The following is a 24,088-nucleotide window of genomic DNA, read 5'->3' on the forward strand; positions in this document are numbered from 1 at the left end:
CCTGTCTACCAGCGCGAGGTGGGCCGCGGCGGCGCTGTCAGCGGCGGTGGCCGCCTCGGGGCGTCAGCGGCGGTGTTTGCCGAGCGCCGCGTCCGGGGCGGCCATCGGGTGGTTCCGGAACCAGCGCAGGAGCTCACGGGCACGGCTCGTGTCGGCGCTCGCGTCGCCCTCGGCGAGGAACGAGTCGAAGCCGTCGGGCAGGTCGGCGTCCGGTTCGCGGTGGAACGCCATCTTCCACTCGCCGAAGCGCCGAGTGTGGATGCGCTCCTCGACCAGCAGGCCGACGTCGGTGTGCCGCGGGTCGTCGATGATGCGCTGGTACGTCTCGAGCACCGCCGCCTCGGGACCTTCGAGCAGCTGCATGAACCGGCCGTCCTTGTAGACGAGCAGACCGGACAGGCCGGACGCGGTGTTGCGGACCCGTGCGTGCTCGAGCAGTGCGTCGAGCCGCTCCTGGTCGAACACCTCGTTCGCTGCGCTCATGTAGACCAGGGACAGCAGCATGACGACCTCTCGGTGACGACGGAACGGGTTCCCACTCATCGTGGACCGCGCCGAGCCCGTCGGGCAGCCCCAGAACGGGGATCGTTCCCGTCCGCGCGCCCGCGTCGAGGTTCGGGTCATCGACGCGAGCACACGGGTGTCGGGTCGTACGACCGGACTGATTCGGAGCCCCCGTCCGGGGGGATTGGTCACTCACCTGTCGTAGGTGCGGACCCAGTCGATCTGGACGTGCCCCGGGTCGCCCCAGTTGCCGGTCTGGAACATGTAGCGGTGCGGAGTGGTGGGGACGTTGCGCGGCACCGTGAACACGAGCTTGCCGTCGAGGTAGTACCGGACGCTCTTGCCCGGCACCCACTCGGTCGTGTAGGTGTGCCACTCGTTCCAGGACACCCGGGTGTTGTAGTGCTCGAAGCGGCGCTCCAGCCCGGGCAGCATCGAGTGGTGGAAGACGCGGGGCGACCCGTCGAACTGTCCCTCCGGGTAGCTCAACTCACCGTCGGCCCAGGCGTTCGACGTCGGCCACAGCATGACCGCGATCCCGTTGCCGTCTCCGCCGGTCGCCCGCGCTCGGATGCTGAAGGTGCCGCCGACGTGTGACCACGCGCCGGTGGGTGTGCCGAATGTTCCGGCAGCACCGTGCTCACCGTCCATCGCGACGTCCAGGTAGCCGTCGTGGGCGCTCACGACCTCGTTCGAGTAGTACTTGCCGCCGGTGCCGTCGGGGTACGGCTGCCACGAGTTCCGGTACGTCTCGGCGAAGGGGCCGCCGGCTGCGGCGGGGGTGTCGAAGTCCTCGGAGAAGGTCGGCTCGCGGTCCGCCAGGTACGCGGGGCCGGTCGCGGACGCCGTCGGGGTCGCGGACGAACCGGTGCTCGGCGACGAGGTCGACGCGGACGTCGCGACGGACTCGGGCACGGCTGCCGCGGTCACCGCGAGTGCTCCGGCGGTGGCGGCGACCACGACGATGACCAGGACACGCTTCAGCACTGCGTCATCGCCGGTGGAGCGCTGGGCTGGTGGTCGGTCATCGTGTCCCCCGTATCGCGGACAAGGTTAGCCCGCGATCACGCCCGACGTCTGCCCCTCGGGCGAGGGACACGGATTCGTCCGGAATACGAAAACCCCGGTCAGAGCCACTTCGAGTGGACCTGACCGGGGTGTTCACGGAGCCGCCTGTCGGAATCGAACCGACGACCTATTCATTACGAGTGAATCGCTCTACCGACTGAGCTAAGGCGGCGCACACTCCATGTCCGGAGTGGCACGAGCAATGACTATACAGGTTCAGACGAGTGAACGCGAAACCAGCACGCCGAGCTCGGCGAAGGACCGTTCGAGCTCGTCGACCAGGTGTGTCCCGGCTTCGGAACCCGACCACTCCCACCATGCGTGGCGCAGGGCGGCGAGGGCGACGATGGCCGCGAGACCGGCGCGGCGACGGAGCGCGTCGGGGTCGGCGGCGAGCTCCGCGTCGGCGTCTTCGAGCCGCCGTGCGACGGCCGCCTGCAGCTCCGCCTGGAACTCCTTCATGGACGCCATCCGACGGCTGAACAGCTCCGGGTTCGCGCGCAGGACCTGCTGGCGCTCCTCGATGAGCCCGCGCTCCTCGATCAGTTCGCGTGTCGAGTGCACCAGCAGCGTGCCGACGTCCGCGAGCAGGTCACCGCTCGGACCACCGTCGACGAACGCCTGCAACGCCGCGTCGTCGGGCAGCTGCGGGTCGTCCCCGAGGATCGCCTGCTCCTTGCTCGGGAAGTAGTTGAAGAACGTCCGCGGTGAGACGTCGGCTCGCCGGGAGATCTCGTCCACCGTGACCGCGCCGAGGCCGTCCTCGAGGGCGATCCGGAGCGCAGCCTGCTGGATGGCGCGCCGAGTGGCGCGGCGCTTCCGTTCGCGCAGGCCGGGTTCAGCGTCGGGCATGCCGTGATTGTCGCACGCCGTGCCTCAGCGGCGGGCGCGGGCGATGGTGACGAGCAGTGCTTCGAGCGCCAGGAGTGCCGCCACGTTGGCCGCGATGCGCTGGCGCGCCAGGGCGACGGCGTCGAGGACCTCGAGCGCGGCAGCGGGCGGTGTCGTCGGCAGCGCGTGCTCGAGCTGGTCTCGCATGGCCAGGTTGACCGGTTCCGCCGGGGCTCCGAGCCCCAGCAGGAGCAGGTCGCGGTACAGCGAGGAGACGTCCACCAGGATCCGGTCGAGGCCGTCGCGCAGGCTGCGGGTCGCACGGCGTTTCTGATCGTCCTCGAGGGCGCGGAGCTGCGACCGGAGCGCCGGCGGGATCGTCCCGCCGGGTTCGACCCCGAGCGAGCGCAGGGCCGCGTCGCGCTCTTCGGAGTCGCGCTGCTCGGTGATGGACTTGGCGTCTTCGTCGGCGACGGCGAGGAGCTCGGCGGCCGCCATGACGGCGTCACCCACGCTCCGCACACCGAGCACGGTCGTCAGGGTCCGGCGTCGGCGGTCACGTGCGGGCTCGCTCGTGGCCAGGCGCTGCGCCATGCCGATGTGGCTCTGCGCCTGACGAGCAGCATCCATCGCGAGGGCGCGGTCGACACCGGTCCGGGCGACGAGCAGGTCGGCGACGGACTCGATGCCGGGCACACGCAGACGGACCGAGCGGACGCGCGACCGGATCGTCGGCAGCAGGTCGGCCTCACTCGGGGCGCAGAGGATCCAGACCGTGCGCTCCGGGGGTTCCTCGAGCGCCTTGAGCAGCAGGTTCGAAGTGCGCTCGGTCATGCGGTCGGCGTCCTCGATGATGACGACGCGGTACCGCCCGACCGACGGCGAGTAGTACGACGAGGTGACGAGCTGCCGGATCTCGTCGATCGTGATGATCACGCGTTGGGTGGTGAGCACCGAGACGTCCGGGTGGGTCTTCGCGGTGATCTGCCGCAGGGTGTGGTCGTCGTCGGGGCCGTTGCCCACGAGCGCCGCAGCGAAGGCGGTCGCCACGTTCGACCGACCCGACCCGGGCGGGCCGGTGATGAGCCACGAGTGCGTCATGCCACCGGTGCCGTCGGTCGACTCGGCCGCGTTGCGCAGCGACGCGACCGCTTCTTCCTGCCCGGTCAGGCCGTCCCACACGCTCACGGGACCATCCTGTCAGTGACCACCGTCATGCCGGGTCGATCCCGACGAGCGGGGCGACCGCTCGACGGACCGCGTCCTGCACGGCGTCGGTCGGGTCCGAGGCGTCGACCACCAGGAAGCGCTTTGGCTCGGTCTCGGCCATCTCGAGAAAGGCCTGACGGACGGACTCGTGGAACGCCGCGGCTTCGGACTCGAGGCGGTCGAAGGTGTCCCCCCGTGCCGCGGCCACCCGGGCGCGTCCGACGGTGACGTCGAGGTCGAGCAGGATCGTGAGGTCCGGTGCCAGACCGTCCGCTGCCCACTCCGAGACGGAGCGGACCTGCTCGGCGCCGAGCCCGCGCGCGACGCCCTGGTAGGCGACGGACGAGTCGATGTAGCGGTCCTGCAGGACGACCTCGCCACGAGCGATCGCCGGACGGACGACCGTCTCGACGTGCTGGGCACGGTCGGCCGCGTACAGCAGCGCCTCGGCCCGTGGAGCGACGTGGCCCCGCTCGTGCAGGACCATCTGCCGGATCTGGACGCCGAGGTCCGTGCCGCCGGGTTCGCGGGTGCGCACCACGGTCCGGCCGTGCGCACCGAGCCACGCCGAGAGCAGCTCCGCCTGGGTCGTCTTGCCCGCGCCGTCGCCGCCCTCGAGCGTGATGAAGCGACCGGTCACTTCTTCTTGGCCGCCGTCCGACGAGCCGGGGTCTTCTTCTTGACCGGCCCCTTGGCACGCTTGTCGGCGATGAGCTGCACCGCGCGGGCGTGGTCGACGGCCTCGACGTCCTCACCCTTCGGGATGGTCGCGTTCGTCTCGCCGTCGGTGACGTACGGGCCGAACCGGCCGTCCTTCATCTTGATCGGCTTGCCGGACACCGGGTCGGCGTCGAACTCCTTGAGGGCGGCGCTCGCGGTGCGGTTGCCGCCGTACTTCGGCTGCGCGAACAGCTCGAGTGCACCGGGCAGGTCGATGTCGAAGATCGCGTCCTCGCCGGGCAGGGTCCGGGTGTCGGTCCCCTTCTTCAGGTACGGCCCGTACCGGCCGTTCTGCGCCGTGATGTCGTTGCCCGTCTCCGGGTCCTGGCCCACGACGCGGGGAAGGTCGAGGAGCTTCAGCGCGGTCTCGAGGTCGACGGTCTGCGGGTCCATCGACTTGAAGAGCGAGGCGGTGCGTTCCTTCGGCGCCGCGGCCTTCTTCGTCGTCTTCTTCGCGGGCGCCTTCTTGGCGGGGGCCTTCTTCGCCGTCGCCGTCTCGCTCGTCGCGGTCGCAGCAGCTGCCTCGGCCGCCGGGGCCTCCGCCGCTGCGGGCGCCTCGACGACCTCGCCGGTCTTCGGGTCCACGGTGGGTTCGGGCTCGGGGGTGCGCTCCGTGACGTAGGGGCCGAAGCGGCCGTCCTTCGCCAGGACCTCTTTCCCGGTCTCCGGGTTGATCCCGACGACGCGGTCCCCGATCACCGGGGCGTCGACGAGTTCCTTCGCCTTCTCGACGGTCAGTTCGTCGGGAGCGAGGTCCTCGGGGACGTTGACACGCCGCGGCTTCTCGGGGTCGTCGCTCGGCACCTCGATGTAGGGGCCGTACCGACCGATCCGGAGCGTGAGGCCCGGAGCGAGCTCGACCGAGTTGATCTCGCGGGCGTCGATCTCACCGAGGTTGTCGATGACGGTCCGCAGGCCGCGCTGGTCGTCGTCGCCGCCACCGAAGTAGAAGCCCTTGAGCCAGTCCACGCGGTCGGCGTCGCCGCGGGCGATGCGGTCGAGGTCTTCTTCCATCTCGGCGGTGAAGTCGTACTCCACGAGCTCGCCGAAGTACTCCTCGAGCAACCGCACCACGCTGAACGCGATCCAGTTCGGCACCAGCTGCGTGCCGCGGAGCGAGACGTAGCCACGGTCGATGATCGTCGGGCTGATCGTGGGGTAGGTCGACGGACGCCCGATCCCCAGCTCTTCCAGCGTCTTGATGAGGCTCGCCTCGGTGAAGCGCGGCGGCGGGGTGGTGTCGTGCCCCTTCGCCTCGACGTCGGTGACCGAGAGGTGCTCGCCCTGGGCCACGTTCGGCAGGGCGACGTCCTGGCCGGCACGCTCGGAGGACTCGTGGCGGTCCTCGTCACGGCCTTCTTCGTAGGCGCTGAGGAAGCCGCGGAACGTGATGACGGTTCCCGAGGCGGTGAACTCGGCGTCGGTGCCGTTCGCGGTCGACGCGATGCCCTCGACCGACTCGGTGGAGGAGATGCCGAGCACGATCGACGCGGTCGAACCCTTGGCGTCCGCCATCTGGGACGCGATGGTGCGCTTCCAGATGAGGTCGTAGAGGCGCCACTCCACACCGGTCAGGGTGCCCTGCAGGTCCTGCGGAGTGCGGAAGGAGTCCCCGGCGGGACGGATCGCCTCGTGCGCCTCTTGCGCGTTCTTGCTCTTGCTCGCGTAGAGACGGGGCTTGTCGGGCACGGTGGCCGAACCGTACAGGTCCGCTGCCTGCTTGCGAGCGGCGTCGATGGCCTGCTTCGAGAGCGAGACCGAGTCGGTACGGATGTAGGTGATGTAGCCGTTCTCGTACAGGGTCTGCGCAGCACGGGCGGTCTGTCGCGGGGACAGACGGAGCTTGCGAGCGGCTTCCTGCTGGAGCGTCGACGTGGTGAACGGGGCGGCCGGGCGTCGCGTGTACGGCTTCGAGTCGACACTGCGGACGGTGGCGTCACCGGCGCGCTCGAGGACCGTCGTCAGCGACGCGGCAGCGGCCTGGTCGAGCCGGACGACGTCACCGCTGAGCGTGCCGCGGTCGTCGAAGTCACGACCGGAGGCGACACGGGTGCCGTGGATCCGGGCGAGACGCGCGGAGAAGGAGGACTCGCCGGCCTTCTCGAACCGGGCGGAGAGGTCCCAGTAGTTGGCGGAGACGAAGGCCAGGCGCTCGCGCTCACGGTCGACGACGAGTCGGGTGGCGGCGGACTGCACGCGGCCGGCGGACAGACCGGGGGCGACCTTGCGCCACAGGACCGGGGAGACCTCGTACCCGTAGAGACGATCGAGGATCCGGCGGGTCTCCTGCGCGTCGACGAGGGCGGTGTCGAGCTCACGGGTGGCTCCCTGCGCGCGCTGGATCGCCTCCTTCGTGATCTCGTGGAAGACCATCCGCTTGACGGGGACCTTCGGCTTCAGGACCTGCAGCAGGTGCCACGCGATCGCTTCACCCTCGCGGTCTTCATCTGTTGCGAGGTAGAGCTCGTCGGCGTCCTTGAGGGCGCGCTTCAGCTCGGAGACGGTCTTCTTCTTGGCATCGGACACGACGTAGTACGGCTCGAAGCCGTTGTCGACGTCCACCGAGAACTTGCCGAGGGAGCCCTTCTTGAGCTCGGCCGGCAGGTTCTTCGGCTCGACGAGGTCGCGGATGTGTCCGACCGAGGCCTGGACTTCGTATCCGTCACCGAGGTATTGCGCGATCGTCTTCGCCTTCGCAGGGCTCTCGACGATCACGAGCTTCTTCGTGCCTGGCACGTGTCTCCTTGATCGATGGTGCTGATCGGCCCTGTCCACGAGCGTGTCCGGGTCGACCGGGACATCGGTGACCGCGGGCCGACAGGCACACCATACACATAGTGTTCGGGCGGGTCGCCTGCCGGACCGGCCACCGCGAGTGCGCCGACGACGAACGGACCCGTGCCCACGACCACGCGGACCCGGGCCGTGGTGGCGACGAGTTCGCAGGCGTCGAGGGCGGCCCCGTTCGCCGTGGCGATCCGGGTGGCGACCGCGCAGGGCTCCCCCGGCACCAGCCCGGTGGCGGCCGCCGCGGTGCCCACGGCGGCGGCGTCGGCGGCGCCCTGGGCCCGGATGGCCTGCGTGCGGTGACCGGCTGCGGCGAGCGCCGACGACCCGACGAGGACACCCACGCCGAGGACCGCCACGAGCAGCACGGTCGCCGAGCCGCGTTGGCCGTCGGGACTCGTCACGTCAACCCCCTCGGGCCGCGGCGCACCCCGTCGCGGTCAGTGGGAGCGCCGCGGCGGGACCGGTCGCGCCGCGCGTGGCGTCGACGCAGACCAGGTCGCCGTCCGACCGGACGACGACCGAGACCCCCGGGACGATCCGGTCGGCCGCTGACCGCCCCTGGCTCTCGTCGTCGCGCCCGATCGCCCGGGCGGCGGTGGCTGCGGCGAGTTGCAGACGGCCCTGCGCGTCGACGACGAGGACCGCCGCGACGAGGGCGGTCAGCACGATCGCCACCACGGGGAGCGCCACCGCGAACTCGACGGTCACGGAGCCGCGCTCACAGCGAGAGCGCGCCACGGACGAGGTCGGTGAGGATGGTCTGGACCTCGCCGGACCGCATGACGGCGACGAGCACACCGGCGAAGGCCACGGCGGCGAGGATGACGACCGCGTACTCGGCGGTCGCCGATCCCCGGTCGTCCCGCAGTCGTGACCCCCAGCGGGCGACGAGGGGGCGCGGGTGACGGTGGCGGATGGTCCGACGGGTGCGGTTGCCGGGGGATGACGTGGTGCTCATGGTGTCCGTCCTTTCTGTTCGGTGGGACCAGCGTGTCCGGGCCGGGGTGTCGACGAGGCGGTCACGGTGGCATCTGTGGAGAAGTCATTCAGTACCGCCCACCGTGGAGGAGAGGACCCCCACCACCACGGGCACCACCCCCACGAGCACGAACGCCGGCAGGACGCAGACGCCGAGTGGCAGCACCAGTCGGACGGCAAGTCGTTCCGCCGCCACGAGCCCGTCGGCAGCGGCCTCGTCGCGCACGTCCTCGGCGGCGCGGCGGAGCAACCCTGCGGCGGGGACCCCTGCACGCCGGGCGAGGTCGAGGACCTCCCGAAGCTGGTCCAGGTCGCCGGCGGGCGCGGCGGCTCCCGTGGACGCCTCGGCGACGGCCTGCCCGGCGGTGGTCCACGACCCGCCTCCGGCGACCGCCACGGCCCAGGCGTCGAGGAGCACCCCGGGGACGCGGCCGTCGGGCGTCGCGGAACGGACCAGCCGGGCGGTCCACCTCCGACCGGCCAGGACGAGGGCCGCCGCGGTGCACGAGCACGCCCAACCGGCCGGCGAACCGACCAGGACCTCGACGGCACCGGCGCCCCAGGCCGCACCGAGGCCCAGCCCGAAGAGCGGCAGCGCGAGCACGACCCGGGCGCTCGTCCGCGGACCGGCCAGGGCAACCCGGATCGCGCGGTCCGAGGCGGCGGCGCGTCGGAGCGCGCCGGCGAGCCCACGGAGGGTCTCCGCGACGGGCGCTCCCGTCCGGTCCGCCACGCGGAGGACGACGACGATGTCCTGCTGCGCGGGTCCCCCGGCCCCGGGCAGGCCGCCGACGAGCCGCCAGGCCCGCGGCGGCGGGACTCCCGCCGCGACCAGCGTCGCCACCCGGTCGAGCACCCCGGCAACCCGCGCCGGGCCGTCGGGTGTGGGTCGGCTCACCGCAGCCCGTCCACCGGGCGCACCTCGAGCCTCCCGTCCGGGCCGACGCACAACGTGCCCACGCCGCCGAGCCGCCGCTGTCCTGCTCGTCGTTCCACGTGCAGGACCAGGTCGAAGGCGCTGACGGCCTGCCGGGCGAGCGCCTCGGCACCGAGGCCGGCGAGTGCGCCGAGTGCTTCGAGGCGAGCGGCGACGTCGGCGATGCCGTTGGCGTGCACGGTGCCGGCTCCTCCGTCGTGCCCGGTGTTCAGCGCGGAGAGGAGTTCGCGGACCTCGGCGCCGCGGCACTCCCCCACGACGATCCGGTCGGGGCGCATCCGCAGCGCCTCGCGCACGAGCCGGTCGAGGCCGAGCGCGCCGACCCCCTCGGCGTTCGCCTGCCGCGCCTCGAGCGCGACGACGTGCGGGTGGGCGATCCGGAGCTCGGCGACGTCCTCCACCGTCACGATGCGCTCGTCGACGGGGACGTTCCCGAGCATCGCCGCGAGCAGGGTGGTCTTGCCGCTGCCGGTCGCGCCGGTGACCAGGACGTTCCGGCGCGCGGCGACGGCGTCCTCGACGACCGACCTCGGGACGAACGCGAAGGTCCCGCCGCGCTCGAGGGCGGCGAGGGAGGGTCGCTGGACCTGTGGCAGCCGGATCGACACGGCGGTGCCCCCGACGGACACCGGAGCAAGGACGACGTGCACCCGGACGCCGTCGCCGTGCCGGACGTCCGCGCACGGGGTGGTCTCGTCGACGTGGCGACCGCCGAGCGCGACGAGCCGGGTCGCGAGTTCGCGGGCTCGCGCTTCGGTCAGTCGCGGCTGGACGGCTTCGAGGCCGGTCCCGCGGTCGACCCACGTCCCGACGCCACCGAGCACCAGGACGTCCGTCACGGTGGCATCCGTCACCAGGGCTGCGAGTTCCTCGAACTCGACGACCACGGCGGCCCGGCGACGAGTCGGCTGCGCGGTTCCGGGCAGGAAGGGGGCGGACGGAGCAAACGGCCGCGCCGGTGCCGAGGACACAGGCGGTGTCGACGCAGCAGGCGCCGACGCGCGGGGAAGAAGAGGAGCACGGTGCAGGGGCATGCCGCCGAAGGTAGGGAGCGCGCCACCGCCCTGGAGAGACGGTCCCCACTTCTGTGGACAACGTCGGGATGCCCCACCAACGGACCGGTTTGTCCCCCGAAACGGAAAGCCGTACCCCGGTCGATGATGCGACACCGACGCGCTCGGGGTGACCCACCACCCCCGCTTCCCCCGGCCGGACTGCGCGTAGCACCTGCTACGCAAGAACATGCAGAATGCATGCACGAGCATGGACCGGTCTGTCCACGCGACCGGCGTCCCTGCGCGGATCGGGGCACACGACGGCGCCCGACGAGCAACCCTCGCTCGAGTCGGACCCCGGGAAACAGAAGAGGCGGCACCGGTTGGGGGGAACAGGTGCCGCCTTGACATCGAGGGATTGGGGGGAATCCGATTCGATGCCGCCGGAAACGAGTCCAGCGGGAACTACTGTACCCCACGATCGGCCCTCGAGGGCAACCCCGGACACGACGTCCGGGCGTGCCGCGCCCCGACCCGGCCGAGGGGTAGTCTCCGGATGCACGCAGGCACCGGCGACGGATGCACGCAGGCACCGGCGACGGATGCACGCACGCAACCGCCCCGGATGCGCGCACGCATCCACGACGGATGCCACCAGAGGCCGCAACGACGCGAAAGGACATCGATGTCCACTCCGACCCAGACCGACCCCCGAGGCGACGACGGAACGACCTTCGCACCGCCGCCCGAGTTCGTGGCCGACGCGGTCGCCGGCGAGGACCTCCACCACGCGGCAGCAGCCGACCGCGAGGCGTTCTGGGCCGAGCAGTCCCGCTCCCTGCTCGACTGGCGCACCCCGTTCACCCAGACCCTGGACTGGTCGGGCGCCCCGTTCGCGAAGTGGTTCGCCGACGGCACGCTCAACGTCGCCGAGAACTGCCTCGACCGACACGTCCGCGCCGGCAACGGCGACCGGGTCGCGATCCACTTCGAGGGCGCTCCCGGCGACACGCGCCGCATCACCTACGCCGAGCTGACCGCCGAGGTGCAGCGCGCCGCGAACATGCTCACCGACCTGGGCGTGGGCCACGGCGACCGGGTCATCGTGTACCTGCCGCTCATCCCCGAGGCCGTCGTGACGATGCTCGCCGTCGCCCGCATCGGTGCCGTGCACTCGGTCGTCTTCGGCGGGTTCAGCGCGGAGAGCCTCCGCGCCCGCATCGAGGACGCCGGCGCGAAGCTCGTCGTGACCGCGGACGGCGGATGGCGGCGCGGCGCCGTCTCACCGCTCAAGCCCGCCGTCGACGAGGCACTGACCGGCGAGGGCACCGACACGGTCGAGCACGTCCTGGTCGTCAAGCGCGGCGGCAACGACATCGCGTGGAACGACCGCGACCTCTGGTGGCACGACGAGCTCGCCAAGGCGGCACCGACCCACGAGGCCCCGGCGTTCCCCGCCGAGACGCCGCTGTTCATCCTGTACACCTCGGGCACGACCGGGAAGCCGAAGGGCATCGTGCACACCTCCGGCGGCTACCTGACCCAGGCGGCCTACACGCACAAGAACGTCTTCGACATGCACCCGGAGAAGGACGTCTACTGGTGCACCGCCGACATCGGCTGGATCACCGGCCACTCCTACGTCGTCTACGGCCCGCTCGCCAACGGCGTCACCCAGGTGCTCTACGAGGGCACCCCCGACGAACCGAAGCCCGGGCGCTGGTGGGACCTCGTCGACGCCTACGGCGTCACAGTCCTCTACACCGCACCCACGGCGGTCCGCGCGGCGATGAAGGCCGGCCGCGAGATCCCCGAGGCGCGCAGCCTCGAGACCCTCCGCCTGCTCGGCAGCGTCGGCGAACCGATCAACCCCGAGGCGTGGCAGTGGTACCGGCAGGTCATCGGCCACGACCGCACGCCGATCGTCGACACGTGGTGGCAGACCGAGACCGGCGCGATCATGATCTCCGCGCTGCCCGGCGTCACGAAGCTCAAGCCCGGCGCCGCGCAGACGCCCCTGCCGGGCATCGTCGCCGAGATCGTCGACGACGACGGCAACCGCGCCGACCCGGGTGAGAGCGGCTACCTGACGATCACCGAGCCGTGGCCGTCGATGGCCCGCGGGATCTGGAACGACCCGGACCGGTTCGTCGAGACGTACTGGTCGCGGTTCCCCGGCCGCTACTTCGCCGGCGACGGTGCGCGGCTCGACGGACAGGGCGACATCTGGGTGCAGGGGCGCGTGGACGACGTCATGAACGTCTCGGGCCACCGTCTGTCGACGGCCGAGATCGAGTCCGCGCTGGTCGGCCACGAGGGCGTCGCCGAGGCCGCCGTGGTCGGTGCCGCCGACGAGACCACCGGGCAGGCCGTCGTCGCGTTCGTCATCCTGACGGCCGAGGCCGCCGCCGACGTCGACCGTGATGCCGCCTCCGCGGAACTCCGCAACTGGGTCGGCAAGCGGATCGGCGCCATCGCGAAGCCGCGCCAGGTCGTCATCGTGCCGGAGCTGCCGAAGACACGCTCCGGCAAGATCATGCGGCGACTGCTCCGCGACGCGGCCGAGGGCCGCCGCATCGGCGACACGACGACGCTCGCCGACCCGACGATCATGGCGACCATCTCGGAACTCATGGAGCCCCGGTGACGACGAGCAGGGCCTCCAGTCAGATCCAGACTGGAGGCCCTGCTCGCGTCCTGCGTTCGGCTGACGGTCCGTCAGGCGGTGAGCTCCACCACCAGCTCGACCTCGACCGGTGCGTCCAGCGGGAGCACCGCGACGCCCACCGCGCTCCGCGCGTGGACGCCGGCGTCCCCGAAGACCTCGCCGACCAGGGTCGACGCGCCGTTCGCGACCCCGGGCTGACCGGTGAACGACGGGTCCGAGGCGACGAAGACCGTGACCTTGACGACCCGCGCCACGCGGTCGAGCGAGCCGGCGACCGACTGCACGGCGGCCAGGGCGTTCAGCGCGGCCACACGAGCCTGGGCGGCGGCGGTCTCGGCGTCGACGTCGGTGCCGACCTTGCCGGTCACGGGCAGGGCACCGTCGACGAACGGCAGCTGACCGGCCGTGTAGACGTACTGCCCCGTCACGACGGCGGGGACGTACGCGGCGACGGGCGCGGCGACCGCCGGGATCGTCAGGCCGAGGGCGGCGAGCCGGTCGGAGACGCTCATGCGTCGGCCTTGGGGCGCTTCAGGTAGGCGACGAGACCGCCTTCTGGCCCGGTGACGATCTGGACCAGTTCCCAGCCCTCGTCCCCGTAGTTGTTGAGGATCGCGGTGGTGTTGTGGATCATCAGCGGCGTGGTGAAGTACTCCCAGCGAGTCATGCGGTTCCTTGCCAGCCTTTCAGTCGGGGGTGTCGTTTAGGCTGCATCCTATGTCTGCCCAGAAGACGTCTGCATCGCGGACCAAGCCCGTCTCAGCAGTCGGCGCCTTCATCGGATTCGTCGGGTTCAGTGCCCTCGCCGGCCTGCTCGTCACGATCGGTGTCACCCCGGCCATCGCGGTCGCCGGTGTCACGACGACGTCCACCATCGGCGTGTTCGAGTCCCTGCCGGAGTACATCGAGATCGGTGACCTCCCGCAGCGCAACGAGGTCTACGCGTACTCGGGCGGCAAGTCCGTGCACTTCGCGACCGTGTACGACCAGAACCGCGAAGAGCTGAAGTTCGACCAGATCAGCGAACAGCTCAAGAACGCCGCGATCGACGGCGAGGACAAGCGCTTCTACGACCACGGCGGCGTCGACATGACGTCCCTCGTCCGCGCCGGTGTCGGCAGCCTCGCGGGCGGTCTCGGCGACTCCGGCGGTGGCTCCACGCTGACGATGCAGCTCGTCCGCAACATCAAGATGCAGCAGGCCCTCGAGCTCCCCACGAAGAAGGAGCAGGTCAAGGCCTACAACGAGGCAGTCGAGCAGACCATCCCCCGCAAGCTCGAGGAGATGAAGCTCGCGATCGGGCTGGCGAAGAAGTACTCCAAGAAGGAGATCCTCACCGCCTACCTGAACATCGCCTACTTCGGCGACCAGACGTACGGCGTGCAGGCCGCCGCGCAGCACTACTACAACAAGAGCGCGACCGACCTGACCCCGGCCGAGGCGGCGTCGCTGCTCGCCATCGTGCAGTACCCCGAGGCGCGCAACCTGTCGAACCCGAAGAAGTACGAGGCGAACGTCGCCCGGCGCGACGTCATCCTGAAGTCGATGTACGCCCAGAAGAACCTGACGAAGGCCGAGTACGACCAGGCCGTCGCCTCGAACCCGAAGGACTACGTCCGCCTGACCCAGCCCTCGCAGGGGTGCCGGGCGTCGGTCGGCGACGGATCGCAGTTCTTCTGCGACTACGCCGTCAAGGTCGTCAAGGAGATGTCGCAGCTCGGATCGTCGCAGAAGGCCCGTGACACCGCGTGGCGCAACGGCGGCTACAAGATCCAGACGACGCTGAACATCGACCTGAACGCCGAGCAGAAGCGGCTCGTCAACACCTACGACAACAAGGCCGAGACCGGCCTGGCGCTGGGGGCCACGCTCAACTCGATCGAGGCGGGCACCGGTCGCATCCTGACGATGGCGCAGAACAAGGACTACGACCAGTCCCTGAAGTCCGCGCCGACGTCGACCTCGATCAACTACAGCGTCGACTACAAGTACGGCAACTCCGGCGGCTTCCAGACCGGCTCGACGTACAAGCTGTTCACGCTCCTCGCCTGGCTCAAGGCTGGTCACGGTCTCAACGAGGTCGTCAGCGGCGCACCACGGAACATGTCGTCCGGCTGGACCGCCTGCGGGTCACCGATCACCGCGGGCAACTACAACCCGAAGAACGACAGCCCCGGCGAGAGCGGCAACTACACGGTGGCCGCCGCGACCGCCGGCTCCATCAACCTGGCGTTCCTGAACATGGCGCAGAAGCTCGACCTCTGCGACATCCGCGACACGGCGGAGTCCCTCGGCGTGCACCGCGCCGACGGCGGCGAACTGCAGTACACCCCGTCGTCCGTCCTCGGCGTCAACGAGATCGCACCGATGACGATGGCAGCCGCCTACGCCGCCGTCGCGAACAACGGCATCTACTGCAAGCCGATCGCCATCGAGCAGGTCACCTCCCCCAGCGGCAAGCAGCTCGGCGGACAGACCAAGGACTGCAAGCAGGTCCTCGACCCCGAGGTCGCCCACGCCGCTGTCTACGCCATGAAGGGCACGATCGCCAGCGGTACCGCCCGCGGCGCGCAGACCCCGGACGGTACCCAGCTCTTCGCCAAGACGGGTACCACCGACACCGCGAACCAGATCTGGCTCGTCGGGTCGAGCTCGCGGGTCGCGACGGCGTACTGGCAGGGCAACACCGACGGCAAGCTCAACAACCTGCGGCACTACAGCAACGGGGTCAACGGCACGTACGCCGGTGTCCGAGCGAGCGTGTGGCAGCAGGCGATGACCCCGATCAACGCCGCCTACCCCGCCGGTGCGTTCACCGACCCGAACACCTCCGCTCTCCGCGGCAACAGCAAGGCGCTGCCGGACCTCCGCGGCAAGACGGCCGACGAGGCCCGCGCCGCGATCTCGGGTGCCGGCTTCACCTACGTCGACGGCGGCGCGCAGCCGGGCGCCGGCAAGGCCGGAACCGTGACCTCGACCTCACCGTCGGCCGGTTCGCTGCTGTCGTCCGGGTCGAGCGTCACCGTCTACACCTCCGACGGGTCGCAGATCACCGTGCCGTCGGTGACGGGCAAGCCCCTCTCCGACGCACGCGCCCAGCTGAACCAGGTCGGGCTGACGAACGTCGCCATCGCCGAGCAGTACGCGAAGGGCGGCGGCGACAAGGAGTGCCGTGTCGCCTCGGTCGAGCCCGGCGTGCACACCGACGCCAACAAGGACTCGACGGTCACGCTGACCCTGTACGGCGACAAGAACGGCAAGGCGCCCAAGGACTGCAAGTGACCCGCGGTCGTACCGCACTCGGGGTCCTCGCAGCCGGCGCGGCCGTCGGTGCCGCGTCGGCAGCGTGGGGTTCGCTCGTCGAGCGTCGCCGCTTCGGGATCCGGTGGGAGACCGTCCCGGTGCTCCCGCCGGGCTCCCGTGACGTCACCGTCCTGCACCTGTCAGACATCCACATGGCTCCGTGGCAGGCCGACAAGCAGCAGTGGCTGCGCGACCTGAGCCTGGTCGAGCCGGACTTCATCGTGAACACCGGGGACAACCTCGGCCACGCGACCGCGAACGCCGCCGTGGAGTACGCGCTCGAGCCGTTCCGCGGGGTGCCCGGGGTCTTCGCCTACGGGTCGAACGACTTCTTCGGGCCCTCCCCGCGCAACCCGCTCAAGTACTTCTCCGGGCCGAGCCGGATGCACAAGGCCGCGGAGCCCGTCGGGCTCGACATCGATCGGCAGACGGCGTTCTTCGAGTCGCTCGGCTGGCTCGATCTGAACGACCAGGCGCACGCGATCGAACTCCGCGGCTCCCGCTTCGAGCTGTTCGGCACCTCGGACGCGCACCGCGACTGGGACCGGCTCGACCTGCTCCCCACCAACGTCGACGAGATGCGCAGTGACGTGCCGTGGTCCGAGGACGAGGACGGCCCCGCGCCGGTCGCCATCGGTGTCACGCACGCCCCCTACCGTCGGGTGCTCGATGCCTTCGTGACCCAGGGCGCCGACATCATCTTCGCCGGGCACACCCACGGCGGTCAGGTGGCGGTCCCCGGGGTCGGCGCGCTCGTCACGAACAGCGACCTCCCCCGTCGGTACGCCAGTGGGCTGCACAAGTGGGAGCACCGCAACCACTGGTCGTGGCTCGAGGTCTCCGCGGGCCTCGGCACCTCGATCTACGCGCCCGTCCGGTTCGCCTGCCGACCCGAGGCCGTCGTGGTCACCCTCTCCGCACGGGCGTCCTGACCCGACTCGCCCGGGAGTTCGCCGGATGGTCGTGAGCACCCTGGATCATCGGATAGTATTGTCGGGTTGCTCCGGTACGGAGTGATCACACCGCGGGGTGTGGCGCAGCTTGGTAGCGCGCCTCGTTCGGGACGAGGAGGTCGCAGGTTCAAATCCTGTCACCCCGACACTGTGTTGAGACAGTACGAAGAAGGCCCTGGTTCTCCGGAACCAGGGCCTTCTGCTTTTCACGGGCGCAGCTCGACCGCCGATGGGTCGCACGACCCACTCGGTCCGTTCGTCCCCCGCTGCGAGCACCACCTCCCGCTACGCTCGCAAACGCCATGCAGAACGACCATCCCCTCGCCGCCGTGCTCACCACGATCGCTGCGGAGTTCCCCGACATCGCGGACGACCCGGTGCTCGCGGAGAACCTGACGGAGAACGTCACGTCGATGATCGCCGAGGCCCACGAGCGCTACGCGGCGGGGACCGACGGAAGCGTCGTGAGCCACACGTTCCTCGACCCCGAGCACCTGGCGACCGGCAGTCTGCACGCCGAGCACGCCCAGCACCCGGCCGGCGCGATGCTCGCGGCGGAGATGCTCTTCGACGCCTACCTGCCGGTCTTCGTCGACGAGGTCGGCGCGGCGTCCACCGCCGAGGTCCTGTGGGCCACCAGGGCCCTGCACGCCGGCATCTGGAGCCGGTTCCCGGCCGGGGCGGTCGCGTACACGGAGGCACTGCGTCAGCGTGTCACCACGGCACACCTGGACTCCCGCACGCAGATCGCGCGAGACCTGCACGACCGCGTGGCACACGGCATCCTCGCCGGCTTGCAGCGCCTCGACCTCGTCCTGCTGACGGACCCGCCCGCGGACGAGCGCGCCGCACAGCTCGACGACGCGGCACGGTTGCTCCGGAGCGCACTCGGCGACGTGCAGGACCTCGCGGTGAGCCTGCACGCCCGCGTCGGTGACGCACTGCTGGACGACGCGCTCCGCCGGCACGTGCACGACCTGTTCCCCGACGACGTCCGCCTGTCCATCGAGTCGACGGGCACCTCCGGTCCACTGCCGAACTGGCAGGCGGAGGAAGCGCTGACGATCCTGCTCGAGGCGCTCACGAACCGCGGTAAGCACGCCCCGGGTTCGACGGCCTCGGTGCGCTTCGCATGGTCCCCCGCTGCCGTCATGGTGACGGTGACCGACGACGGCCCGGGCTTCGACGTGCACAGCGACGTCGACGGTCGCCTCGGGCAGCAGACGATGCGGGAGCGTGCCGCGGTGATCGGCGCTCGGCTCGACGTCGAGAGCACCCGCGGTAGCCGACAGCACGGCACTACCGTCCGCCTGTGGATCCCGAGGGGCACCCTGTGACCGTCACCCACGTCGCCATCGTCGACGACCACCGGCTGTTCCGTGAAGGGCTCGCCACCATCCTGGCCGCGGTCCCCACGATCCGCGTCGTCGCACACGGCGAGCGACCGGCCGAGGTGCTCGACTCCCCCGAGGCCGCCGCGGTCGACGTCCTGCTGCTCGACGTCGAGCTGGACGGTCCTCCGGCACGGACGACGATCGCCACGATCCGCCGCACCCGCCCGGACATCCGGGTGGTGGTGCTCACGATGCACCGGGACGCGGTCCTCCGCCGCACCCTGCTCGACGCCGGCGCGGTCGACTTCGTCACGAAGGACACCCCGAGCCGCGAACTCGTCGACCGGATCGCGCGTGCGGCACATGCCGACGCGGCTCCGGTCACGTTCCCCGTCGACCTGGTCACCGAGGCCCGTGCCGGCTCACCACTGAGCGACCGCGAGCTCGAGGTCCTGCGACTCATCGCCGCCGCACGCACCAACGCCGAGATCGCCGCCGACCTGCAGCTCGCGATCGGCACCGTCAAGCGGCACGTCTACAACGTGTTCCGCAAGCTCGACGTCGGCTCCCGCGTCGGTGCCGTCGCCGCGGCCACGCGCCTGGGCCTGCTCACCTGAGGCTCCACGGAGCTCCGTGAGCAGCAATGGTCGGGTGCCCCGTGGACACCCGACCATTCCTGCTCACGAAGCGACCCGGACTAGACGGACGCAGCAGCCGCACCCGCGGGCTCGAGCTTGCCGGCGGCGTGCAGCCCGGCCACGACGTCGAGCGCCTGGTGCCGGTACCGCGCCTGCGCAGCACCGGGCGACACGATCACGCCGTTCGCCCCGGTCGACGCCACGAGTGCGTTGATCTTCTCCGCGACCTGCTCGGCGTTCCCGTAGGCCTGACGTTCCGTACGGGCCGCGATGAACCGACGCTCGAGGTCGTTGAACTCGTACGCACGCGCCTCGTCCATCGACACCGGCTCGGGCTTCCGGCCCGAGCGCATCCGGATGAACGAGATCATGCCCGGGGCGCTCTGCTCGTCGATGACGGCGGGGTCCTCGTCGGTGATGACCTGCACGCCGATCAGCGCGTTCGGCGTCTGGCGGAAGCGCGACGGACGGAACGAGTCGCGGTACAGCGCGAGCGCGGCCTCGGTGTTGTCCGACGCGAAGTGGTGGGCGAACGCGAAGGAGATGCCGAGCGCACCGGCGACCTGGGCGCTGTAGCCCGAGGACCCGAGCAGCCAGAACTCCGGCACGTCGCCGTAGCCAGGCACGGCACGGATGCCGGCCAGCGGGTTCTCCGCGCCCATGCCGGTGAAGAACCCGATCAGGTCGGCCAGGCGGTCCGGGAAGTCGTCGACGTCGAGTCGGTCCGTGCGGCGGAGGGCCATCGCCGTCGCGCCGTCGGTGCCGGGAGCGCGCCCGAGCCCGAGGTCGACCCGGTCGCCGTACAGTGCACGGAGCGTGCCGAACTGCTCGGCGACGACGAGGGGCGCGTGGTTCGGCAGCATGACGCCACCCGAACCGATGCGGATGGTCGACGTGGCCGCACCCACGGCGCTCAGCAGCACCGCCGGGGCCGAGGACGTGATGCCCGGCATCCCGTGGTGCTCGGCGACCCAGAAGCGCTCGTACCCGAGCTGCTCGGCGTGCACGGCCATGTCGATGGACCCCTGCAGGGCCTCGGTGTTGGACTGGCCGTACTCGCGGGTGGCCAGGTCGAGGACGGACAGGTGCAGGGTGTCGTCGGTCATGTGGTCACCAACGCGCGCGGGCGCGCGCGCATTCCGGTGCACGCGACGGACGGGAGGCCCGTGGCGGGGCCCGTACCGCGCCTCCAGGCCGCCCTTCGGTGGCGTCTCGGGCGCCGAGCGTCAGGCGCCGTCGAGGCGGCCGCCGGACTCCGTCAGGTAGCAGTTGGCGCAGAGCGACTCGTAGGCGACGTCCACGCCGTCGATCGCGACCTGGGAGCCGTCGAAGACGAACCGACCGTCGACCGTGCGGGCGTTGAAGACCGCCTTGCGGCCGCAGCGGCAGATGGTCTTCAGCTCTTCGAGGGAGTGCGCGACCTCGAGCAGGCGGGCGCTGCCGGGGAACGCCTCGGTGCGGAAGTCCGTGCGGATGCCGTACGTGATGACCGGGATCTCGTCGAGCACCGCGATGCGCAGCAGGTCGTCGACCTGCCGCGGGGTGAGGAACTGCGCCTCGTCGACGAGCACGCAGCTGACGGGCCGCACCATGCCGTCCAGGCGGTCCGACTCGGGGTCGACGGCGCCGGCGGCGGTGACGGCCTGGCGCACGTCGGCGTCCGGGGAGAAGACGATGTCGACGGTCCGGGTGACGCCCAGGCGCGAGACGATCTCACGGTCGCCCTTGGTGTCCACGGCGGGCTTGGCGAGCAGCACCCGGTGCCCGCGCTCCTCGTAGTTGTACGCGGCCTGCAGCAGGCCCGTGCTCTTGCCGCTGTTCATCGCGCCGTAGCGGAAGTAGAGCTTCGCCACTACGCGAGGAACCCGTCCTCGGCGGCCCGCCGGATGAGGTCGGACTTCTTCGAGGCGGGGCGGCCCACCTTGCTGTACTTCTCGCGCACGCGACGCAGGTAGGTCTTGGCGGTCTCGTACTGCACGTTCATCTGCGCGGCGACCTCGTTCGTCGAGTAGCCGGACACGTAGAGCCGCAGCGCCTCTTCTTCACCGGCGCTGAGCTTCGGCCGCTGGTGGGCGGCGGCGCCCGTCGGCAGCGGACGCCATTCCCGGGGCTGCGGGGTCTCGCGGGCGACGCCCATGATCTCGCGGGCGACGTCCATGACCTCGCGCATCGGGAGCGACTTCGACAGGAACGCCGCGGCACCGGCGGCCAGGGCACGGTCACGGGACTCACGGCTGTCGACGCTCGAGAGCACGATCACCTTCGCGCCGGCGGCACGGCAGGTGCGGACGCGGGCCTCGATCGAGACCGGTTCCTTGAGCTGGAAGTCGAGGAACACCAGGTCGGTCGGGAAGCTGTCGCTGTGGACCATCTCGAGCCAGGTGTGCGCGGTGAGGGCCAGGTCGAAGTCGAACGCGTTCACCGCGATCCAGCTCGACAGGCTGTCCAGCAGCACCTCGTGGTCGTCGAGGATGGCCAGCCGCACACGTCGTGCTCCCGGGTTCGGGAGGGACGGCGACCCCTCCGAGAGCCTGTTCGGGTCAGTGCTGGTCATAGGAGAACCTTAGTGCGAGGGCGGAAGGACGGACCGCGACGTCGAGGTCGGGGAACGTCACGCGGAGGACGGCGAAGTAGGGGTCGAAGGTGCGGTGGATGCCGATGTCGGAGTCCGCGACGGCGAGTTCCAGGTCGACGGACACCCGGGCGGGGGCGGGCGTCTGCGCGGGCCGGGCGGCAAGGGGCGCCGGCGCTGCAAGGGGCGCCGGCGCTGCAAGGGGTGCCGGAGTTGCCAGGGGTGCCGGGGTTGCCTGGGCGGCCGGGCCCGCCACGGTGTCGGCTCGTCGCACGGTCGCGCGGAACCCGGCCGGGTCGACGGTCGACGCGCGGAGCGCTGCACGGACGAAGGTGCGGACGACCGCCCGCTGGTCGGTGTCGAGCGTCGCGATGAGGCCGTCGGGGTCGTCGACCACCGGCGCCTGGCCGCCGTCGACCCGGACGGCGTGCTCGAACCAGGTGCGATCGGCGTCGGCGACCATGGACGCCCGGATGCCGTCGGCGATCGCGCGGGCACGGGCACGGTCGGCGTCGGTGATGACGTCGCGCGTGCGGAGCTCGGCGAAGAACGGGGCGACGTCGCGGGACAGGATCGTCGAGCGGTCCTGCTGCACGCTCGCCGCGATGCCGTCCCGCTCGGCGCGCGCGACGGAGTACGACCCGGCACGGATCTGCACCCGTTCGGCGAGCCCCGCGAAGGTCCAGGCGAACACCGCGGACGCGGCGGTCAGCACGAGCGTCGGGGCCGCGGCCAGGAACGCCGCGACGGCGACCGGCACCTCGTGCGGGAACTCGGCTGCACCCGCGCCCCAGGTCACGGCGTTCACCGCGGCCAGGACGACTCCGCCGATCGTCAGGTCGGTCCACGGGCGGTACGGCGCGACCATCACGATGCCGGTCGCGGTGATCAGGGACATGAAGTCGTTCAGGGCACTGCGGTCCGGCCCCCACTGCGCCGCGACGCTCGTGACCGACGCCAGGCCGAGCAACCCCACGTGCGCGACGAACGCCGAACGCGGGAACGGCGCACGGAACGGGCTCGAGGCAGCGAGCACCACCACCGCCGAGGCCGCGACGAGCAGCACCGTGAGGGCGCTGAGCGTGGGGCTGCCCACGACGTCGCGGTCGAAGATCGACACGAGCAGGGCCCAGACGACGCTGCCGGCCCCGAGCACGAGGGCCAGGGGCCGCGACCCCATCGCGCCGAGCGGGTCGTACTGCTGCGCGGTGCGGCGGGACCCGCGCTGCCGTGCCGTCGTCATCGCTCGGTCCCCCGCTCGTCGCCGACCACCGGCACGGTGACCGCGCCGGTGACCGGTCCGTACGGCACGGTCATCATGACGCTCGTGCCGGAACCAGGCGACGACCAGATCTGGACGTCGCCGCCGACCCGGCCGATCCGCTCACGCACCGAACCGCGGAGGCCCATCCGGTCGGCTCCGGTGGCGTCCTCGTCGAACCCACGACCGTCGTCGACGACCATGACGGTGCAGGACGCGCTGTCGTCGAACACGCTCACCTCGGCGGCGTCGGTCCCAGCGTGCTTCCGCACGTTGGCCAGGCACTGGCCGACGGCCCGGACGACCGCCGACAGTGCACGCTGGTCCAGGCGTTCCAGCGCGGAGGTGTCACCGGAGACGGTGACGTCGAGCCCGAGCGTCCGGTGCTCGTCGACCATGGCGCCGAACGCCTCGGCCGCGGCCCCGGGACGCGGGCGGGCGGTCGGCGCGAGCCACCCCTTGCCGGTGAGCACCGTGACGTCGGCGTCGACCGTCTCGGCGAGGTGCGGGTCCATCGGGCCGTCCGGCGCGAGGGCGATGGCACCCAGGTGGTTGAGCACGGTGTCGTGCAGGATCGCGGACGCCTCGGCCTCGACCCCGGCGCGGTAGGCGGACACGTGTTCTTCGCGCGCCGAGCGCAGGAGTTCGGGCTGCACCCGTTCGCTCCGGCCCGTGCTGCGGGTGGTGAAGAGCACGAGCGCGACCACGAAGCCCAGGGTGACCCACGCCAGGATGAGCGGACGGGGCGACTGGTCGGCCTGCACGATGGCGATCCAGGTGGCGAGTCGTCCGGTCAGGAAGCCCACGAAGGACCACAGCACGACGCGGCTCGGCACGGCCCCCGCTCCCCCGACCAGGATGAGCGGGATCACGACGAGGGACATCAGGTACGAGGTCACCCACCCGGTCGGCACCTGCTGCTGGACCCCGACGGCGAACCACCAGGCGCAGACGCCGCCGACGGCCAGGAACGCGATCGCCGAGACCCGGGTGCCGAACTGCACGTGCACGCCGATCATGGCGAGCATCGGGACGACCGCCAGCGCGGTGCCGACGACCTGCACCCCGGGCTCGGACAGGCCGTAGAGCACGAGCGTGATGGCCGCGGCCAACAGGGACCCGATGGCGCCGGCGTGGAATGCTCGCACGGTCGACCACGCGTTCACTCGCGGTGCGAGGTGCGTGGGGATGCCGAGCACGAGGTGGATCCTTCCGGGTGGCGAGGGCGCCGTCCACGATCCAACCACCGGAGCAGCGGCCGTGTACCCCGAATCCGGGGCCGTGCGGCGACCCGCACGATGATAGCGGCCCGGACCGGGGTCTTGCT

The 24,088-nt window shown here is 71.2% G+C and carries 23 protein-coding genes and 2 tRNA genes; 6 read left to right on the plus strand and 19 right to left on the minus strand.

What is annotated here, in order from left to right:
• Window positions 1-63: 63 nt before the first annotated feature.
• The 12 genes from HQQ79_RS11970 to HQQ79_RS12025 form a co-directional block, all read right to left on the minus strand.
• Window positions 64-504, minus strand: a complete 441-nt coding sequence (locus HQQ79_RS11970) for a BLUF domain-containing protein (protein WP_051596899.1) — start codon at window positions 502-504, stop codon at window positions 64-66.
• A gap of 192 nt (window positions 505-696) precedes the next feature.
• Entirely contained in the window at window positions 697-1,491 is a 795-nt protein-coding gene (locus HQQ79_RS11975; protein ID WP_027466412.1) for a glycoside hydrolase family 16 protein, read from the minus strand.
• A 180-nt stretch (window positions 1,492-1,671) separates the two neighbouring features.
• Window positions 1,672-1,744: transfer RNA gene (locus HQQ79_RS11980), tRNA-Thr, on the minus strand.
• Between the two features lie 44 nt (window positions 1,745-1,788).
• A complete protein-coding gene (locus HQQ79_RS18410) occupies window positions 1,789-2,424 on the minus strand; it encodes a TetR/AcrR family transcriptional regulator (protein ID WP_216852495.1) in 636 nt (211 codons plus the stop codon).
• A 24-nt stretch (window positions 2,425-2,448) separates the two neighbouring features.
• A complete protein-coding gene (locus HQQ79_RS11990) occupies window positions 2,449-3,591 on the minus strand; it encodes a DNA polymerase III subunit delta' (RefSeq protein WP_027466411.1) in 1,143 nt (380 codons plus the stop codon).
• 25 nt (window positions 3,592-3,616) lie between these two features.
• Window positions 3,617-4,252: a dTMP kinase gene (tmk, locus tag HQQ79_RS11995; RefSeq protein WP_173034567.1), complete on the minus strand. Its 636-nt coding sequence runs from the start codon at window positions 4,250-4,252 to the stop codon at window positions 3,617-3,619.
• The gene (topA, locus tag HQQ79_RS12000; RefSeq protein WP_173034569.1) at window positions 4,249-7,068 is read right to left on the minus strand and encodes a type I DNA topoisomerase; all 2,820 of its coding nucleotides are present in this window, start codon (window positions 7,066-7,068) and stop codon (window positions 4,249-4,251) included. Before topA ends, tmk begins: the two co-directional genes overlap by 4 nt.
• Window positions 7,044-7,523: a hypothetical protein gene (locus HQQ79_RS12005; RefSeq protein WP_173034571.1), complete on the minus strand. Its 480-nt coding sequence runs from the start codon at window positions 7,521-7,523 to the stop codon at window positions 7,044-7,046. Before HQQ79_RS12005 ends, topA begins: the two co-directional genes overlap by 25 nt.
• 1 nt (window position 7,524) lies before the next feature.
• The gene (locus tag HQQ79_RS12010; protein WP_173034573.1) at window positions 7,525-7,830 is read right to left on the minus strand and encodes a TadE family type IV pilus minor pilin; all 306 of its coding nucleotides are present in this window, start codon (window positions 7,828-7,830) and stop codon (window positions 7,525-7,527) included.
• 10 nt (window positions 7,831-7,840) lie between these two features.
• Entirely contained in the window at window positions 7,841-8,080 is a 240-nt protein-coding gene (locus HQQ79_RS12015) for a DUF4244 domain-containing protein (RefSeq protein WP_027466407.1), read from the minus strand.
• Between the two features lie 84 nt (window positions 8,081-8,164).
• Window positions 8,165-8,998, minus strand: coding sequence for a type II secretion system F family protein (locus HQQ79_RS12020; RefSeq protein ID WP_173034581.1), 834 nt, complete (start codon window positions 8,996-8,998; stop codon window positions 8,165-8,167).
• Window positions 8,995-9,924, minus strand: coding sequence for an ATPase, T2SS/T4P/T4SS family (locus HQQ79_RS12025; protein WP_173034599.1), 930 nt, complete (start codon window positions 9,922-9,924; stop codon window positions 8,995-8,997). The genes HQQ79_RS12020 and HQQ79_RS12025 overlap by 4 nt, the downstream gene beginning before the upstream one ends.
• A 793-nt stretch (window positions 9,925-10,717) precedes the next feature.
• Between HQQ79_RS12025 and acs the strand changes: the two genes are divergently transcribed.
• Window positions 10,718-12,679 (plus strand): acetate--CoA ligase, encoded by a 1,962-nt coding sequence (gene acs / locus HQQ79_RS12030; RefSeq protein ID WP_173034601.1) that lies wholly within the window; start codon window positions 10,718-10,720, stop codon window positions 12,677-12,679.
• A gap of 71 nt (window positions 12,680-12,750) precedes the next feature.
• Here the strand turns inward: acs and HQQ79_RS12035 are convergent, their stop codons facing one another.
• Together HQQ79_RS12035 and HQQ79_RS12040 are read right to left on the minus strand one after the other, a co-directional pair.
• Window positions 12,751-13,212, minus strand: coding sequence for a RidA family protein (locus HQQ79_RS12035; protein WP_027466403.1), 462 nt, complete (start codon window positions 13,210-13,212; stop codon window positions 12,751-12,753).
• The gene (locus HQQ79_RS12040) at window positions 13,209-13,367 is read right to left on the minus strand and encodes a DUF4177 domain-containing protein (protein ID WP_017888699.1); all 159 of its coding nucleotides are present in this window, start codon (window positions 13,365-13,367) and stop codon (window positions 13,209-13,211) included. The genes HQQ79_RS12035 and HQQ79_RS12040 overlap by 4 nt, the downstream gene beginning before the upstream one ends.
• Window positions 13,368-13,417: 50 nt before the next feature.
• Between HQQ79_RS12040 and HQQ79_RS12045 the strand changes: the two genes are divergently transcribed.
• The 5 genes from HQQ79_RS12045 (at window position 13,418) to HQQ79_RS19185 (ending at window position 18,907) form a co-directional block, all read left to right on the plus strand.
• Complete coding sequence (locus tag HQQ79_RS12045; protein ID WP_071247319.1) at window positions 13,418-15,982, plus strand: transglycosylase domain-containing protein; 2,565 nt, start codon at window positions 13,418-13,420, stop codon at window positions 15,980-15,982.
• Window positions 15,979-16,935 (plus strand): metallophosphoesterase, encoded by a 957-nt coding sequence (locus HQQ79_RS12050; RefSeq protein ID WP_027466402.1) that lies wholly within the window; start codon window positions 15,979-15,981, stop codon window positions 16,933-16,935. Before HQQ79_RS12045 ends, HQQ79_RS12050 begins: the two co-directional genes overlap by 4 nt.
• Window positions 16,936-17,028: 93 nt before the next feature.
• Window positions 17,029-17,102 (plus strand) — tRNA-Pro (locus tag HQQ79_RS12055).
• Window positions 17,103-17,258: 156 nt separating this feature from the next.
• Entirely contained in the window at window positions 17,259-18,293 is a 1,035-nt protein-coding gene (locus HQQ79_RS12060) for a sensor histidine kinase (RefSeq protein ID WP_173034603.1), read from the plus strand.
• Window positions 18,290-18,907 (plus strand): response regulator, encoded by a 618-nt coding sequence (locus HQQ79_RS19185; protein WP_111056152.1) that lies wholly within the window; start codon window positions 18,290-18,292, stop codon window positions 18,905-18,907. The genes HQQ79_RS12060 and HQQ79_RS19185 overlap by 4 nt, the downstream gene beginning before the upstream one ends.
• Before the next feature lie 80 nt (window positions 18,908-18,987).
• Here HQQ79_RS19185 and HQQ79_RS12070 read toward each other — a convergent pair whose 3' ends face one another.
• The 5 genes from HQQ79_RS12070 to HQQ79_RS12090 form a co-directional block, all read right to left on the minus strand.
• A complete protein-coding gene (locus HQQ79_RS12070; protein WP_173034605.1) occupies window positions 18,988-20,034 on the minus strand; it encodes an LLM class flavin-dependent oxidoreductase in 1,047 nt (348 codons plus the stop codon).
• 120 nt (window positions 20,035-20,154) lie between these two features.
• A complete protein-coding gene (locus HQQ79_RS12075) occupies window positions 20,155-20,781 on the minus strand; it encodes a thymidine kinase (RefSeq protein ID WP_071247330.1) in 627 nt (208 codons plus the stop codon).
• Window positions 20,781-21,482 carry a response regulator transcription factor gene (locus HQQ79_RS12080; RefSeq protein ID WP_035808846.1) on the minus strand — a complete coding sequence of 234 codons (702 nt, stop codon included), beginning with the start codon at window positions 21,480-21,482 and terminating at the stop codon, window positions 20,781-20,783. Before HQQ79_RS12080 ends, HQQ79_RS12075 begins: the two co-directional genes overlap by 1 nt.
• Window positions 21,469-22,743: a hypothetical protein gene (locus tag HQQ79_RS18415; RefSeq protein WP_216852496.1), complete on the minus strand. Its 1,275-nt coding sequence runs from the start codon at window positions 22,741-22,743 to the stop codon at window positions 21,469-21,471. The genes HQQ79_RS12080 and HQQ79_RS18415 overlap by 14 nt, the downstream gene beginning before the upstream one ends.
• A complete protein-coding gene (locus tag HQQ79_RS12090; protein WP_173034607.1) occupies window positions 22,740-23,960 on the minus strand; it encodes a sensor histidine kinase in 1,221 nt (406 codons plus the stop codon). Before HQQ79_RS12090 ends, HQQ79_RS18415 begins: the two co-directional genes overlap by 4 nt.
• Window positions 23,961-24,088 lie beyond the last annotated feature (128 nt).

It is taken from the genome of Curtobacterium sp. VKM Ac-2852 (assembly GCF_013205045.1).
Classification (GTDB): domain Bacteria; phylum Actinomycetota; class Actinomycetes; order Actinomycetales; family Microbacteriaceae; genus Curtobacterium; species Curtobacterium flaccumfaciens.

Coding starts and splice junctions, on each gene's coding strand:
- HQQ79_RS12060 (WP_173034603.1), top strand. CDS start 17,259: ATGCAGAACGACCATCCCCTCGCCGCCGTGCTCACCACGATCGCTGCG.
- HQQ79_RS18410 (WP_216852495.1), bottom strand. CDS start 2,424: ATGCCCGACGCTGAACCCGGCCTGCGCGAACGGAAGCGCCGCGCCACT.
- HQQ79_RS12070 (WP_173034605.1), bottom strand. CDS start 20,034: ATGACCGACGACACCCTGCACCTGTCCGTCCTCGACCTGGCCACCCGC.
- HQQ79_RS12045 (WP_071247319.1), top strand. CDS start 13,418: ATGTCTGCCCAGAAGACGTCTGCATCGCGGACCAAGCCCGTCTCAGCA.
- HQQ79_RS12080 (WP_035808846.1), bottom strand. CDS start 21,482: ATGACCAGCACTGACCCGAACAGGCTCTCGGAGGGGTCGCCGTCCCTC.
- HQQ79_RS12015 (WP_027466407.1), bottom strand. CDS start 8,080: ATGAGCACCACGTCATCCCCCGGCAACCGCACCCGTCGGACCATCCGC.
- HQQ79_RS11970 (WP_051596899.1), bottom strand. CDS start 504: ATGCTGCTGTCCCTGGTCTACATGAGCGCAGCGAACGAGGTGTTCGAC.
- HQQ79_RS12035 (WP_027466403.1), bottom strand. CDS start 13,212: ATGAGCGTCTCCGACCGGCTCGCCGCCCTCGGCCTGACGATCCCGGCG.
- HQQ79_RS18415 (WP_216852496.1), bottom strand. CDS start 22,743: ATGACGACGGCACGGCAGCGCGGGTCCCGCCGCACCGCGCAGCAGTAC.
- acs (WP_173034601.1), top strand. CDS start 10,718: ATGTCCACTCCGACCCAGACCGACCCCCGAGGCGACGACGGAACGACC.
- HQQ79_RS12040 (WP_017888699.1), bottom strand. CDS start 13,367: ATGACTCGCTGGGAGTACTTCACCACGCCGCTGATGATCCACAACACC.